Raw genomic sequence first — 14,839 nt, forward strand, 5'->3', positions numbered from 1 at the left:
GGCCCCATTCTTCCGCGCGAGGGCCCATCCGGGCGCGGCGTGGAGGCGGTCCGGGCGGTCGGGGTCCGGGGTCTGCGCGGGGTCGGGGGCGGGGCGCTGCATTCCGTGAGGGTCGCAAGGCGTTCTGAATCGCTGGTTACGGTGACATGACGTCCCGGGGGCCGGCACGGTGCGGCCGGGCGTTTGTTCGGGGTGCGGCTCAGCGCCGCGGACGTTGAGGTCTGTCTCCCAGTGCCGGTCGGTGGCCTCTTCCCGCGCCGTTCCCCGCGCCCCTTACAGGGCGCCTGTCATACGGCGACTCTTCGTTTCAGGATGCGGTACGTGAGCGCCACGGTCACGGCCGTCAGGGCCAGCAGCAGCGCCGTCTCCGTCAGCTGGAGGGGCCAGAAGTGGGAGGGCGGGTGGCCCTCCGTGTAGAAGCCGGTGATGTCGTGGTCGCTGAGGCAGGCGGTGTCGCCGACGCAGAGCGGGTCGCCGACGTGGGCCCCCGAGCCGGTGATCGCACCGTCACCGGTGACCTCGCCACGGAAGGAGAGGTAGCCCTCGTGCACGCCGCCGGTCACGGTGCGGGTGGGCCACAGGTGCGGACGCAGCATGTCGGCGCAGAACGCGAGCAGGATCAGGAGCACCCCGGAGAAGGCCGCGGCGGCGCCCGCCTTGCGCTGGAGCACGGCGCCGAGCGCACCGCAGGCGAGGCCCAGGAGCGGGAAGGCGATGACCGTGGTCCCCAGGAGGTTGTAGGGCGGGCCGGTCCACCACTGGTTGTCACTGAGGCCGGGCTCGGCCGCGGCGACGGCCCGGCGCAGTGCGAGCAGTGTCGCGGTGCCGGCGGTGAGGAACAGCGCGGGCACGGCCAGCTTGGCGACGAGCCAGCGGAACGGCGTGACGGACTGGGTCCAGGCCAGCTGGGCGGTGCCGCGCTCCAGCTCGCGCCCGAAGAGCACGCCGCCCGCGAAGACGGCGATGACCAGGGGGAGGGTGCTCAGCGAGACGTCGACGAGGGCCAGGGCGGACTTGTACATCTCGGCGGTCGGCCCGATCGGGGCGCAGAACTCGGCGTCGCCGGACCCGCAGGGCTCGTTGACGGAAAGCCCGTCCGCCCCCGGCCCCCACAGCCACAGCAGCACCCCCGCCGCCACCACCACGTACCCGGCCCACAGCCACAGCGCGATCCGGTGCAGCCGGAGCACCGTCCAGGTCAGGCCCCGGGGGCGGGGCAGCGCGAGGCTCATGCGGTGGCTCCCTTGGGCTGGGTGCGGCGCAGGACGAGGAACGCGGCCGCTACGGCGAGCACGGTGAGGCCGAGCAGGAGGCCCGTCTCGGTGAGCTGGCGGGGCCAGTAGTCGGGGGAGGGCAGGTAGTGCCGGGTGAAGCCGGTGACATGGTGCTGGGCGAGGCACTTCAGGTCCTCGTAGCAGCCGGGGTCGCCGATCTCCGCGCCGGAGGCGGTGATCGCCTTGCTGTGGACGGACAGCTCGGGCTGCTGGTACCAGCCCTGGAAAGGCCAGGAGTTGGAGCGCAGGGCGCCGGCCAGGTACTGCCCGATCCCGGCGATGGCGAGCGCGGGCAGGGTGCGGCGGACGAGCAGCGCGACGAGCACGCCGAACGCGAGGCCGAACAACGCGCCCGCGACCGTCGCCGGGCCGATCGAGAAGGCGAAGTCGCGCGGGCCGATCCCGGCGACGAGGAGATGGCCGCGCGCGTCCCACACCCCTTGGTAGAGGACGACGACCAGCGCGGTGCCGAGCGTGACGAAGAGCGCCGGTACGGCCAGTTTGACGGCGAGCCAGCGGGCCGGGGTGACGGACTGCGTCCAGGCGAGCTGGGCGGTGCCCGTCTCCAGCTCGCGTGCGATCAGCGGGCCCGCCGCGAACACGGCGACGGCGACCGCCGCGATCCGGGTCAGCGACAGCGGGTTGTAGAAGACGGCGTCGAAGGAGCCGAAGAGGGGGAGGGTGGAGGACAGGCCCTGAAAGGCGTCGTCCTGCGCTCCCCGGTAGCCGAACGCGTCGAACGCCTCCCGCGCGGCCGAGGAGCCGGGGCCCCACAGCCAGAGCAGCAGCCCGACGGTGATCGCGAGGTAGCCGAGCCACATCCACAGGGCCGTGCGGTGCAGCCGCAGCACCGTCCAGACCAGGCCGTCGGGGCCGGGCAGGGTGCGGCGGGGCTTGTCGGCCCCGGTCCCGGGGCGCTCCAGGGTCGTCGTGCTCACGCGGACACCGCCGATCCGGTCGTGGCCGTGCGGGCCGTGGTGCCCGGGGTCAGGAGGGCCGGGGCGTCGGGCGCCCGGAGGTGGGCCAGGAGCAGCTCCTCCAGAGAGGGCTCCTGGATCTGCCAGCCCGCGTCGAGCGGGCCGTCGCGCCGGATCAGGGCGGTGACGCCGCGGCCCGAGGCGCGGGACTCGACGACCGTGTGCCCGGACAGGTCGCCGCGCCCGGTGACCAGGCTGTGCGCGTCCGTCAGGTCGTCTATGCCGCCACCGAGCCGGATCCGGCCGCCGCCGAGGAGCAGCAGGTGGTCGCAGGCGTCGGCCAGCTCGGCGACGATGTGTGAGGACATCAGGACGGTGGTGCCGTGCTCGGCGGCGTCCGCCATGAGCGTGCCCATCAGCTCGTGCCGGGCGAGCGGGTCCAGGTCGGCCATCGGCTCGTCCAGGAGCAGCAGCTCGGGCCGCTTGCCGAGCGCCAGGGCGAGGGCGACGCGGGTGCGCTGGCCGCCGGAGAGCGAGCGGACGCGGGCGCCCGGGTCGAGGGCGCCCTGCTCGACGATCTTCGCGGCGTACGCGGCGTCCCAGCGGCCGGGGTTCAGCTCCGCGCCCATGCGCAGGGTGTCCGCGACGGAGAGCTGGGGGTAGAGCGGCTTGTCCTGGGAGAGGTAGGCGACCTTGGCGCGTGCCGCGCCGGGGGCGCCGCCCAGGACCTCGATCCGGCCCGCGCTCTGCCGCAGCAGGCCCGCGGCGATGGCGAGGAGGGTGGACTTGCCCGCCCCGTTCGGCCCGACGAGCGCGCTGATCCGGCCTGTCGGCAGCCGGAACGAGCAGTCGTCGAGGGCGGCGGTGGAGTGCCGCCCGTACCGCTTGCCGAGGCCGGTCGCCTCGATGGCCGTGCTCATGCGGTCCCCTTGGTGGTGCTGGTGCTGGTGCTGGTGCTGGTGCTGGTGCTGGTGCTGGTGGTGGTGGTGGTGCTGGTGGTGCTGGTGGTGCTGGTGGTGCCGAAGTGTGTGTCCAACGCGCTGCCGAACAGGGCGGCCACGTCCTCGCGGTCGAGTCCGGCCTCCCTGGCCCGTCTCGCCCAGTCGTCGAGCTCCGCCCGCAAAGGTGAGTCGGCCGGCGCGGACCCGAGGGATCTGCGCACGAAGGTGCCGAGGCCCCGGCGTGCCTCGACGAGCCCGGAACGCTCCAGTTCGCGGTAGGCCTTGAGCACGGTGTTCGGGTTGATGGCCGTCGCCTCGACCACCTCGCGGGCGGTGGGCAGCTTGTCGCCGGGTTCGAGCATGCCCATCCGCAGCGCCTGCTCCGTCTGGTGGACGATCTGGAGGTAGGTGGCGACGCCGCTGTGGCGGTCGATCCGGAACTCGATCACGTACTCCCGCTCGCCCACTGGCGTACCCCCCTTTCACTAATCAAGTAGTGAAAGGGTGATGCAAGAGAGGGGGTGACGTCAAGCGACGTCACCCCCTGGGGAGAAAGGCGCTGGTCAGGACTCCGTGCGGTACATCAGGTCCGTCTCGTACGTGCTGAACCCGAGCCGCTCGTACACGCTCACCGCCGCCTTGTTGTCGGCGTCGACGTAGAGCATCGCCGTCGGCAGCCCGGCCGCGGCCAGGTGGCGCAGGCCCGTCGTGGTCAGCGCCTTGCCGAGGCCGCCGCCCTGCCGGCCCGGGGCGACGCCCACCACGTAGACCTCGCCGAGTCGCTCCTCGGCGTGCGTCTTCGTCCAGTGGAAGCCGATCAGCTCGTCGCCCTTGAAGGCGAGGAAGAAGCCCGCCGGGTCGAACCACGGCTCCGCCTTGCGGTCGTCGAGGTCGCGCTGGGTGAGGGAGCCCTGCTCGGGGTGGTGCGCGAACGCCGCCGCGTTCACCGCCAGCCAGGCCGCGTCGTCCTGCCCCGGTACGAACGTGCGGACGCGGACGCCCGCGGGCAGCACGGGGTCCGGCAGCTCCAGGCCGGTCAGCGGGCGCCGCATCTGCCGCAGCTCGCGGAACAGGGTCAGGCCGAGGACCTGCGCGAGGTGGCGCGCCGCGCCGTGCCCGCCGTGGGCCCACACGCGCAGCCGCTTCCCGGAGGCGGCGAGGAGCGCCGTGCCGAGCGCCCGCCCGTGCCCGCGCCCGCGAAAGTCCGGGTGCACGACCAGTTCGGCGGCCGGCGCCTCGACCGGGTCGGTGTCCTCCAGCTGCGCGTACCCGAGCAGCTCACCGCCGACGGTGAGGAGCAGGTGGTGCACGCCCTCGCGCTCCCCGCCGCGCAGTTGCAGCCGCCCCTGCTCCGACACGGCCTGCTGGCCGTCGGCGCGGGCGGCGTCCGTGAGCAGCGCGAGCATGGTGGCGGCCTGCGCGTCGGTCAGGGCGGACAGGGTCTCGATCTGGCGTCCTGGGCGGACCGGATCGCTGGTGGAGGCGGGGTCGGTGGTCATGGAGTCGAGGGTACGGCGGACCCGTGGCCAGGTGGCGGCAACCAGCTCGTAACCGGCGACCCCCTGTTGCGCTACGCGCGTTGACTCTAGGCTTCCCGCAGTCACGCCGAGAGCAGCAATACCCGCACCAGCCGCACACCCCGCTGTCACGCCGACAGCAGCAGTTCCAGCACCAGTCGTACTCCGGTCCCAGGGGGACACATGCCCACATTCAGACCAGTTTCCGGAGCGGGGCGCCGCCCGGTCCGCCGCCGCGTCAAGGCCACGCTCGGCGCCGTCGCCACCCTGGCCACGGCCGGCGCGCTGATGGCCGCGCTCCCCGCGAACGCGGCCCACGGCAAGCACGGCGACCACGGTCAGCACGGCAAGCACGACCAGGGCCGCTACCAGGACATCCAGCTGCTGTCCTTCAACGACTTCCACGGCAACCTGGAGCCCCCGGCCGGTTCGTCCGGCCAGGTCACCGAGAAGCAGGCCGACGGCACGACGAAGCAGGTCGACGCGGGCGGCGTCGAGTACCTGGCCTCCTCCCTGCGGACGGCGCGCAAGGGGCACCCGTACAGCGTCACGGCCGCCGCCGGTGACCTGATCGGCGCGAGCCCGCTGCTCTCCGGCCTCTTCCACGACGAGCCGACCGTCGAGGCGATGAACAAGCTCGACCTGGACGTCACCAGTGTCGGCAACCACGAGTTCGACGAGGGCGCCGCGGAGCTGGCGCGCATCCAGAACGGCGGCTGCCACCCCAAGGACGGCTGCTTCGAGAAGGGCCGGAAGTTCAAGGGGGCGGACTACCCCTACCTCGCGGCGAACGTCACGGACGAGAAGACCGGCAAGCCGGTCCTCGCCCCGTACTGGGTGTGGAAGCACAAGGGCGTGAAGGTCGGCTTCATCGGCGTCACGCTCGAAGGCACGCCGAACATAGTCTCCGCGGACGGCGTCAAGGGCCTGAAGTTCCACGACGAGATCGAGACCGTCAACAAGTACGCGAAGATCCTCGACAAGCAGGGCGTGAAGTCGATCGTCGCCCTGATCCACGAGGGCGGGGTGCCGGCCTCGTCCTCGTACAACTACGACTGCGACTCCCCGGGCGCCGGGTCGGGCGTCTCGGGCCCGATCGTCGACATCGCCAAGGGCATCACGCCGAAGGTCGACGCGCTCGTCACGGGGCACACGCACAACGCGTACGTGTGCACGATCCCGGACCCGGCCGGCAACCCGCGCATGGTCACCTCGGCGTCGTCCTACGGCAAGCTCTACACGGACACGGCCCTCACGTACGACCGCCGCACCAAGGACATCGTGCGCACGTCCGTGAAGTCGTCGAGGTCCGCGAAGTCCGCCAACCACGTCGTGACCCGCACCCAGCCCAAGGCGCAGGACATGACCGACCTGATCGGCCGCTGGAACAAGCTCGCCGCGCCCGTCTCTAACCAGGCCGTCGGCTACATCTCCGCCGACATCCCGGGGCGCGGTGCCGGTACGCCGGAGGAGCCGCTCGGCGACCTCATCGCGGACGCGCAGCTCGCCCACGCCAAGACCCTCGACCCGAAGGCGTCCGTCGCCCTGATGAACCCCGGCGGCGTCCGCTCCGACCTCGTCTTCAAGGCGAGCGGCAGCGAGGGCGACGGGGTCGTGACCTACGGTGAGGCGTTCACGGTCCAGCCGTTCAGCAACACGGTCAACCTCGCCGACCTCACCGGCGCGCAACTGGTCACCGCGCTCCAGCAGCAGGTCAGCGGCTCGAACGAGGCCTCGCCGAAGATCCTCCAGCCCTCGGCCGGACTCACCTACACCCTGGACATGACCAAGTCGGGTGCCGCCCGCGTGGTCGTCGACTCGATCAAGCTGAACGGTGCGGCGATCGACCCCGCCGCCACCTACCGTGTCGCGATGAACTCCTTCCTCGCGGGCGGCGGCGACGGCTTCGCGGCGCTCGGCCAGGGCAAGAACCCGCTGGTCGGCGCGGACGACCTGAAGGCGTTCAACGACTACCTGACCGCCAACTCCTCGGCCGCGAACCCGATCGCGCCCCCGAAGGCGGACCGGATCACGATCGTGAAGTAACCGGGCAGAGCCGGAAAACAGAGCGAACATAGGGTGGCCTACGGTTGACCGTGGGCCACCCGTTCGTTTGTGACGCGCAGATGAAGGTTGTTTGCGCAGTGGGTGGGGGCATGTGGTGGAATCGCCCGATGCGTACCCCCCACCGCATACCCGACCGCCCCAACTACCGCGATCCGTACGAGGAGTTGGCCGACCTCGCGGACAACCCGCTCGACGACGTCCTGCGCGAGGACCCGCCCGCGACGGAGGACCCAGGACCCGACGACGACTGGCTGCCCCCGGACCACGGACGGGGACGCCGCAGCCGCCGCCGCAACCGTTTCGCCGGCCTGTCGCTCGCCGTCAAGGGCGTGATCGCCGTCTGCGTCCTCACCGCGTTCCTCGTCCTCGCCGACCGCTGGGCCGTCCTCTACGCCGAGCACCGCGCCGCGCAGCAGCTCAAGAAGGAGCTGAAGCTGACCGCGGCGCCCGAGGTCGAGATCGAGGGGTTCCCCTTCCTCACCCAGCTCGCCGACCGCCGCGTGGACGAGATGAAGGTCACCGTCCCCGACGTCGCCGCCGACCGCGTCACCCTCGCCGAGGTCTCGGCCACCGCCCACGACGTACGGATCGAGGGCTCGGGCCCCACCGACATCAGCGGCGCGTCCGTCGACTCGATGCACGGCGAGGTGCTGCTGAGCTTCGCCGACATGAACCGCGAACTGGGCGCCTCGCAGGTCACCTTCACCGGGCACGGCCGCGACCGGGTCCTCGCCCGCGGCACCCTGCCCGTCGCCGGGCACGAGGTGAAGGTCAGGGCCGACGCCACGATCCGCCGACTCGGCGCGTCCGGCATCTCCACCGACATCGACGGCATGCGCCTCGACCTCGGCGACCTCGCCACCTACCGCCCCGGCACCCGCGCCGACGAGGGCCTGCACCTCACCGCCAAGTCCGTGCGCCGGATCACCGAGGAGACGGACAAGGCCAGGCGGCTGCTCGCCATTCCGGCGATCGCGCACCGCGCCGGTGTCCCGGACGCGGCGGTCCGCGAGGCCCTGCGCGGCGACAAGAAGATCAGCGAGGTGACGGGGGCGCCCCGCTTCGTCCACGGCCTGATGCGGATGAACCTCGTCGACATCGCCCTCGACCACCCGTGGCTGCTCCGGAAACTGGGCCTCGACCCGTCTCTCCTGAAGGGCCTGTCCCAGCTCACCCGCCCGCAACTCGCCGACCAGCTCTCCCTCGCGTTCCGGCTGCCGAAGCTGCCGGGCGACCACGGCTACGTACGTCTGCGCGACGTCCATGTGGAGAAGGACGGGATCAGGGTGGACCTCTCGGGAGCGGGCCTCAGCGTGGGCCGCTGATCCCGGGGGTCTCCGGGGGCGGTGTGGGCGCGCCGGGCAGCCGCATCGTGGCGACCGTCCCGCCGCCGTCCGCCGCCGCGAGCGCGACCTCGCCGCCGCTCGCCCCGACCGTCCGCGCCACGATCGACAGACCGAGCCCCGACCCGGGCAGCGCGCGAGCGGTCGGGGACCGCCAGAACCGGTCGAACACGTACGGGAGCTCGTCGGCCGGGATGCCGGGGCCGTGGTCCCGCACGGTGAGCGTCCCGCGCATCAGCCGGACCTCGACCGTGCCCTTCTCCGGGCTGAACTTCACCGCGTTGTCCAGCAGGTTCACGATCGCCCGCTCGAGCGCCGCGGGTTCCGCGCGGACGTACCAGGGGGCCAGCTCGGCGTCGATGGTCAGCTCGGGGCCGCGCAGCCGGGCGCGTTCGATCGCGGTACGGACACTCTCGTGCAGGGAGACCACCTTGACGGGCCCGTCGCCCGCGCTCAGCCCCGTCCGCGACAGCTCCTGCAGATCCCCGATCAGCGCGGCCAGCTCGGTCATCTGCGCCTTCAACGACGCCATCAGCGCCTTGCGGTCGTCCGGGGGGATGGCGCGGCCCGTGTCCTCACTGCGGGTGAGCAGTTCGATGTTGGTCCGCATCGAGGTCAGCGGCGTCCGCAGTTCGTGACCCGCGTCGGCGATGAGCTGCTGCTGCAGTTCGCGGGAGGAGGCGAGCGAGGCGGTCATCGAGTTGAAGGACGCGGACAGCCGGGCGATCTCGTCGTCCCCGTCGACCGGGATGCGGACGGTCAGGTCCTCGGTTCGCGCCACGTGCTCGACGGCATCGGTGAGCTTGTCGACGGGCCGCAGCCCGGCACGCGCGATCCACAGCCCCGCGGCAGTGGCCCCGAGCACACCGATCCCGCCCACGGCGAGGAGAACCCAGGCAAGGGTGGTGAGGGGCTTGGTCACCTCGTCGAGCGGCTTGGCGATGGAGACGGCGACGCCTGGAACCTGGTCCTGACCGGGCCCGGCGGCGACCGGGATCGTCAGCACGCGCATGGCCCTGCCGTCGTCGTCGTCCGTGGTGTGCAGGGCCCGGTCCGAGTCACCGTCGGCGACGGCGAGGTCCGACGGCTGGGCCGGGATCGCCTTGTCACCGCGCCAGGTGCACACGGTGCCGTTGGAGTTGATCACCTGGATCGTCGGCCCGGGGAAGTCGCGCTGTGCCGTCGCCGGACAGTTCAGCACCGTGGTGACCTGGCGGTTCTGGTTCAGCGAGCCGACCTCGCTGCGCAGCTCGTTGTCCATCTGCCCGTACAACTGGTCCCGCGTGATGAACCAGCACGTCACCGCCACCGCCGCCACCGCCGCGGCCACCGCGACGGCGACCAGCAGCGCGAGCCGCGACCGCAACGGCAACCCCCGCACCCTGCGGAGCACCCCGCTCATTCGGCCCCGCCGGACCGCAGCACGTACCCCACACCCCGCACCGTGTGCACGAGCCGCGGCTCACCCCCGGCCTCGGTCTTGCGCCGCAGGTACATCACGTACACGTCGAGCGAGTTGGACGACGGCTCGAAGTCGAAGCCCCACACGGCTTTGAGGATCTGCTCACGCGTGAGGACCTGCCGGGGATGGGCCAGGAACATCTCAAGGAGGGTGAACTCGGTCCGGGTCAGTTCGACGGTCCGCTCGCCCCGCGTGACCTCCCGGGTCGCCAGATCCATGCGCAGGTCGCCGAAGGAGAGGACGTCCGAGTCGTCGACCGCCCCCACCGCAGCGGACGCGTACCCGCTGCGCCGCAGCAGCGCCCGCACCCGCGCGAACAGTTCGTCGAGTTCGAACGGCTTGACCAGGTAGTCGTCGGCGCCCGCGTCGAGCCCGGTGACCCGGTCGCCGACGGTGTCGCGGGCGGTGAGCATGAGGATCGGGGTGGTGGACCCGGTGGCGCGCAGGCGCCGCGCGGCGGTGAGGCCGTCCATGCGCGGCATCTGGATGTCGAGGATGACGAGGTCGGGCTCGCAGGAGGCGGCCTTCTCCAGCGCGTCGGCGCCGTCGACGGCGACCTCGGTGGCGTAGCCCTCGAAGGCGAGGGAGCGCTGGAGTGCCTCCCGCACCGCGGGCTCGTCGTCGACGATGAGGATGCGGTGCGGGTCGCGGTCGCCTTCGGCGGGGCTCATGGGCTGCGCTTCCTTAAGGGGACGGGGGCGGGCAGGGCCGTCTCTCAGCCTCGCACGGTGGCGCGGCGCCCGCGTACGGCGCGGCGCGGCACGGCGGGCGCCACTTCGGGCGCGCGGGTGACGGGCGGGTGCAGGGCGGAGACGACGGCGAGGGCGAGGGAGAGGTCGGCGGGGCCGGTGGTGGCGGCCCCTTCGGGGTGCTGGACGGTACGCATGTTCATGGTGGTGCGGGCCTCTCGGGAGGGAAGGGTCAGCTGTCGGCGCCCCCGGCGCGCAGCGTGTCGAGGTCGGCCTTGACGGTGTTGATCGGGATGGCGAAGCCGAGCCCGACGCTGCCCGCGCCGGAGGAGCCCCCCGACGAGCCGGAGGAGTCGGAACTGGCGGAGTACATCGCCGAGTTGATGCCGATGATGTTGCCGTTCATGTCGATGAGGGCGCCGCCGGAGTTGCCGGGGTTGAGGGACGCGTCGGTCTGGAGCGCCTTGTACGTGGTGGTGGAGGAGCCGGTGTCGCCGTTGAACTCGCGGCCGCCGAACTCGAACGGCCACTGCCCGCTGCCGCCGCCCTGCTGCTGTTGCTGCTGCTGTCCCTCGTCGGTGGAGACGGTGACGTCGCGGTTGAGCGCGGAGACGATGCCGCTGGTGACGGTGCCGGTGAGGCCCTCGGGGGAGCCGATGGCGACGACCTGGTCGCCGACCTTGACGCCGGAGGAGTCGCCGAGCGTGGCGGCCTTGAGCCCCGAGGCGTTCTTCAGCTTGATGAGCGCGAGGTCCTTCTTGGCGTCGGTGCCGACGACCTCGGCGGTGTACGACGTGCCGTCGCTCGTCCGCACCTTGATCGAGGAGGCGCCCGAGATGACGTGGTTGTTGGTGAGGATCTCACCGTCGCTGGTCAGGACGACGCCGGAGCCGGTGGAGGAGCCCGACGAGAGCGAGGCGTTGACCTCGACGATCGAGGGGCTGACCGCCGTGGCGACGCCGGAGACGGTGCCCTTCTGGCTGCTCGGCACGACGGTGGTGCTGGTCGAGCTGGACGCCGTGGTGTCCGAGCCGCTCAGCTCCTGGAAGGCGTACGCGGTACCGCCGCCGACCGCGGCCGCCGCGACGGCCACGGCCGCGAGCAGCCCGACCGGGCCGCGCAGCCGCCTGCGCTTCTTCGGGGCGGGCGGCTGCTCCTCGGGCCCGTGCGTCGCGAACTGGGCGGTCCGCCCCGCCTCGTACGGCGCCTCGTACGGCGCCGCGTGGGACGGCTCGTACGACGGCGGGGGAGGGTAGGCGCTCCCCGAGTACGGGGACTGCTGCGGGGCGGTGCTGTCCTGCTGGTACTCGCCGTTGTGGCGGAAGCTCTCGGTCATGGGAACAGCGTGTGGCCCGTACATGAGAGCCGCCTGAGTGCGCCCTGAGAGTCCCGGCAGAACCCTGTTTGCCCGAAATAAAGACGGGCCCGCGAGGTCAGGCGCAGCCGCAGGACTGGCGGACGACGAGCCGGGACGGGAACAGCTTCAGGCGTTCCCGGCGCGAGCCCGCGACGCGCAGCGAGTCGTCGAGGACGAGGTCCACGGCGGCGCGCGCCATCGCCGAGCGGTCCGAGGCGACGGTGGTCAGCGGCGGATCGGTGAGCCCCGCCTCCTTCACGTCGTCGAACCCGGCGACGGCCAGCTCGCCCGGCACGTCGATGCGCAGCTCGCGCGCGGCCCGCAGCACCCCGATGGCCTGGTCGTCGGTGGAGCAGAAGATGGCAGGCGGCCGGTCGGGCCCGGCGAGCAGCCCGAGCGCCACCTGGTACGCGTCATAGCGGTTGTACGGGGCCTCGAAAAGGCGGCCCTCGGTGGGCAGGCCCGCCTCCTGCATCGCGCGGCGCCAGCCCTCGACGTGGTCGGAGACCGGGTCGCCGACGGACGGGGTATCGGCGGTGCCGCCGAGGCACGCCACGTACGCGTTGCCGTGTTCGAGGAGGTGGCGGGTGGCGAGCTGGGCGCCGCCGATGTCATCGGTGACGACGGCGACGTCGTCGATCGACTCGGGGCGCTCGTGCAGCAGCACCACGCGCGCGTCCCACGCCTCTATCTCGGCCGCCGCCAGATCGTTGAACCCGTGGCTGACCAGGATGAGGCCCGAGACCCGCATACCGAGGAACGCGCGCAGATAGTGGACCTCGCGGTCGCCCACGTAGTCGGAGTTGCCGACGAGGACCATCTTTCCGCGCTCGGACGCCGCCTGTTCCACGGCGTGCGCCATCTCCGCGAAGAACGGCTGGCGCGCGTCCGGCACGATCATGCCTATGAGGTCGGTCCGCCGCGACGCCATGGCCTGGGCGACCCGGTCGGGGCGGTACCCCAGCTCCTTGATCGCGGCGAGCACCCGCTCGCGCGTGGCCGGGGCGACCGGCCGGGGTCCGTTGTTGATCACATAGGACACGACGGCGGTCGAAGTACCCGCCAGTCGCGCTACGTCGTCCCGAGTCACCTTGGCCACGCGCGGAGTCTACGCGGATGGAACCCGCCGTGGGCAGGGCGTGCGCCCCCTTCTCACGCCTCCGCGGAAACGGTGGCCGACTCGCTCTTCTCCGCGCCCGCGTCCGCCTTCTCGCCGGCGCCCGTCTCCGCCTTCTTCTCGGCCTTCTTCTCCGGCTTCTCCGGGGTGACGAAGCGGTACCCCACGTTGCGCACGGTGCCGATGAGCGACTCGTGCTCGGGGCCGAGCTTGGCGCGAAGACGCCGTACGTGCACGTCGACGGTGCGGGTGCCGCCGAAGTAGTCGTAGCCCCACACCTCCTGGAGCAGCTGCGCGCGCGTGAAGACGCGGCCGGGGTGCTGCGCCAGGTACTTCAGGAGCTCGAACTCCTTGAAGGTGAGGTCGAGGACGCGGCCCTTGAGCTTGGCGCTGTACGTCGCCTCGTCCACGGACAGGTCACCGTTGCGGATCTCCATCGGGGAGTCGTCGGCGACGATCTGCTGGCGGCCCATCGCGAGCCGGAGCCGCGCCTCGACCTCGGCGGGGCCCGCGGTGTCGAGGAGCACGTCGTCGATGCCCCAGTCGGCGGTGACGGCGGCGAGGCCGCCCTCCGTCACGACGAGGACCAGCGGACAGCCGGGTCCCGTGGAGCGCAGCAGCTGACAGAGGCTGCGGACCTGCGGGAGGTCGCGGCGGCCGTCGATGAGGATGACGTCGGCACCCGGGGTGTCGACGAGCGCGGGGCCCTCGGCGGGCGCGACCCGCACATTGTGCAGGAGCAGGCCGAGCGCGGGAAGCACCTCCGTCGACGGCTGGAGGGCGTTGGTGAGGAGCAGCAAAGAGCTCATCGAGCCCCACCTACCCGGGTCGTCATACGTTCGTGCACGGTTCGCTGGCCCATAACGTCTGGTTCCTCCTCGGTCCCTGCGAGGACGTTGCGGCACTGCTTCGTGGTGGTGCTTGGCCGTGCTCCGCAGAGCACGAGCTGTGCTCTTGAAGGCACGAGCTGTGCTCCTGAAAGCACAAAAGGACCCGGGGGCTGCTTTGCCCGAGTCCTCTGCACAGCACAATAGCCCACATGACTTGGGGTCCGGCAGATGACGGGAGCGGATCTTCTGTGCGGCCGATCACTGAACGGACACGGCGCGTAATGCTGCGGACGCAGGACGGAATCGCCATCGACGCGGCCTACGAGCCCGGTCCCGCGCCCGGCGAGGACCCCGTGATCGTGCTCGCGCACGGCTTCACGGGCGACCTGGACCGGCCGCACGTACGGCGCGCCGCGGCCGTGTTCGCCCAGCGTGCGGCCGTGATCACCTTCTCGTTCCGGGGGCACGGACGGTCCGGCGGACGCTCGACCGTGGGCGACCGCGAGGTGCTCGACCTCGCCGCGGCCGTCGAGTGGGCGCGTTCGCTCGGCCACGCGCGCGTGGTGACGGTCGGCTTCTCGATGGGCGGTTCCGTCGTGCTGCGCCATGCCGCGTCGCACAGGGGGCGCACAGAAGCGCGCACCGACGCGGTCGTCGCGGTCAGCGCCCCGGCCCGCTGGTTCTACCGCGGCACGGCCCCGATGCGGCGGCTGCACTGGGTGGTGACCCGTCCGGCGGGCCGCATGGTCGGCCGGCTCGGCCTGCGGACCCGGATCCACCCCTACGACTGGGACCCGGTGCCGCTGTCGCCGGTCGAGTCGGTCCCGCTGATCGCGCCGACCCCGCTGCTCGTCGTGCACGGCGACCGCGACCCGTACTTCCCCGTCGACCACCCCCGGATGCTGGCCGAGGCGGCGGACGGCGGCGCCGAGCTGTGGCTGGAGCCGGGCATGGGCCACGCGGAGAACGCGGCGAGCGACGCCCTGCTGGACCGGATCGGGGCGTGGGCCGCCACGGCCGGTGCCGCACAATAGGACGCCGACCGCACACGAGGAGAGGAGCCGCCCCCATGGCTCAGGGCACGATCCGCTACTGGGCGGCGGCCAAAGCGGCCGCCGGCGTCGCCGAGGAACCGTACGACGCGGAGACCCTGGCCGCGGCCCTGGACGCGGCCCGCACCCGGCACCCCGGCGATCTCGTACGGGTGCTCCAGCGCTCCTCGTTCCTCATCGACGGGGATCCCGTGGGAACCCGCGGGCATGAGACGGTACGGCTTGCCGAGGGCGGCACGGTCGAGGTGCTCCCGCCGTTCGCAGGAGGGTGAC

General features: G+C 72.2%; 15 protein-coding genes. 4 read left to right on the top strand and 11 right to left on the bottom strand.

Features of this window, described 5'->3' with window-relative positions:
- Window positions 1-287 precede the first annotated feature (287 nt).
- The 5 genes from C1N81_RS25410 to mshD all read right to left on the bottom strand — a co-directional run bounded on the left by C1N81_RS25410 (window position 288) and on the right by mshD (window position 4,631).
- Window positions 288-1,232, bottom strand: a complete 945-nt coding sequence (locus C1N81_RS25410) for an ABC transporter permease (RefSeq protein ID WP_394432803.1) — start codon at window positions 1,230-1,232, stop codon at window positions 288-290.
- A complete protein-coding gene (locus tag C1N81_RS25415; protein WP_394432805.1) occupies window positions 1,229-2,212 on the bottom strand; it encodes a hypothetical protein in 984 nt (327 codons plus the stop codon). The genes C1N81_RS25410 and C1N81_RS25415 overlap by 4 nt, the downstream gene beginning before the upstream one ends.
- Window positions 2,209-3,111, bottom strand: a complete 903-nt coding sequence (locus C1N81_RS25420) for an ABC transporter ATP-binding protein (RefSeq protein ID WP_394432807.1) — start codon at window positions 3,109-3,111, stop codon at window positions 2,209-2,211. The genes C1N81_RS25415 and C1N81_RS25420 overlap by 4 nt, the downstream gene beginning before the upstream one ends.
- On the bottom strand, window positions 3,108-3,581 hold the full coding sequence (locus C1N81_RS25425; RefSeq protein ID WP_394438211.1) for a GntR family transcriptional regulator: 474 nt from the start codon (window positions 3,579-3,581) through the stop codon (window positions 3,108-3,110). Before C1N81_RS25425 ends, C1N81_RS25420 begins: the two co-directional genes overlap by 4 nt.
- 114 nt (window positions 3,582-3,695) lie before the next feature.
- Entirely contained in the window at window positions 3,696-4,631 is a 936-nt protein-coding gene (gene mshD, locus C1N81_RS25430) for a mycothiol synthase (RefSeq protein WP_394432809.1), read from the bottom strand.
- Window positions 4,632-4,832: 201 nt separating this feature from the next.
- Between mshD and C1N81_RS25435 the strand changes: the two genes are divergently transcribed.
- Window positions 4,833-6,695, top strand: coding sequence for a bifunctional metallophosphatase/5'-nucleotidase (locus C1N81_RS25435; RefSeq protein ID WP_394432811.1), 1,863 nt, complete (start codon window positions 4,833-4,835; stop codon window positions 6,693-6,695).
- Window positions 6,696-6,823: 128 nt separating this feature from the next.
- Window positions 6,824-8,041 carry an LmeA family phospholipid-binding protein gene (locus C1N81_RS25440; RefSeq protein ID WP_394432813.1) on the top strand — a complete coding sequence of 406 codons (1,218 nt, stop codon included), beginning with the start codon at window positions 6,824-6,826 and terminating at the stop codon, window positions 8,039-8,041.
- On the opposite strand, the gene C1N81_RS25445 is transcribed toward C1N81_RS25440, so the two are convergent.
- The 6 genes from C1N81_RS25445 to C1N81_RS25470 all read right to left on the bottom strand — a co-directional run bounded on the left by C1N81_RS25445 (window position 8,025) and on the right by C1N81_RS25470 (window position 13,493).
- Window positions 8,025-9,461, bottom strand: a complete 1,437-nt coding sequence (locus C1N81_RS25445) for a HAMP domain-containing sensor histidine kinase (protein ID WP_394432815.1) — start codon at window positions 9,459-9,461, stop codon at window positions 8,025-8,027. The genes C1N81_RS25440 and C1N81_RS25445 overlap by 17 nt on opposite strands.
- Window positions 9,458-10,192, bottom strand: a complete 735-nt coding sequence (locus tag C1N81_RS25450) for a response regulator transcription factor (protein WP_394432817.1) — start codon at window positions 10,190-10,192, stop codon at window positions 9,458-9,460. The genes C1N81_RS25445 and C1N81_RS25450 overlap by 4 nt, the downstream gene beginning before the upstream one ends.
- Window positions 10,193-10,236: 44 nt before the next feature.
- A complete protein-coding gene (locus C1N81_RS25455) occupies window positions 10,237-10,407 on the bottom strand; it encodes a hypothetical protein (RefSeq protein ID WP_394432819.1) in 171 nt (56 codons plus the stop codon).
- A gap of 35 nt (window positions 10,408-10,442) precedes the next feature.
- Window positions 10,443-11,546, bottom strand: coding sequence for a S1C family serine protease (locus C1N81_RS25460; protein ID WP_394432821.1), 1,104 nt, complete (start codon window positions 11,544-11,546; stop codon window positions 10,443-10,445).
- A gap of 97 nt (window positions 11,547-11,643) precedes the next feature.
- Complete coding sequence (locus tag C1N81_RS25465) at window positions 11,644-12,666, bottom strand: LacI family DNA-binding transcriptional regulator (RefSeq protein ID WP_394432823.1); 1,023 nt, start codon at window positions 12,664-12,666, stop codon at window positions 11,644-11,646.
- Between the two features lie 53 nt (window positions 12,667-12,719).
- Window positions 12,720-13,493, bottom strand: a complete 774-nt coding sequence (locus tag C1N81_RS25470; RefSeq protein WP_394432825.1) for a winged helix-turn-helix transcriptional regulator — start codon at window positions 13,491-13,493, stop codon at window positions 12,720-12,722.
- A 302-nt stretch (window positions 13,494-13,795) separates the two neighbouring features.
- Between C1N81_RS25470 and C1N81_RS25475 the strand changes: the two genes are divergently transcribed.
- Together C1N81_RS25475 and C1N81_RS25480 are read left to right on the top strand one after the other, a co-directional pair.
- Complete coding sequence (locus tag C1N81_RS25475) at window positions 13,796-14,548, top strand: alpha/beta hydrolase (protein ID WP_394432826.1); 753 nt, start codon at window positions 13,796-13,798, stop codon at window positions 14,546-14,548.
- Window positions 14,549-14,583: 35 nt separating this feature from the next.
- Window positions 14,584-14,838 (top strand): MoaD/ThiS family protein, encoded by a 255-nt coding sequence (locus C1N81_RS25480; protein ID WP_394432828.1) that lies wholly within the window; start codon window positions 14,584-14,586, stop codon window positions 14,836-14,838.
- Window position 14,839 lies beyond the last annotated feature (1 nt).

It is taken from the genome of Streptomyces sp. SGAir0957, from assembly GCF_043523415.1.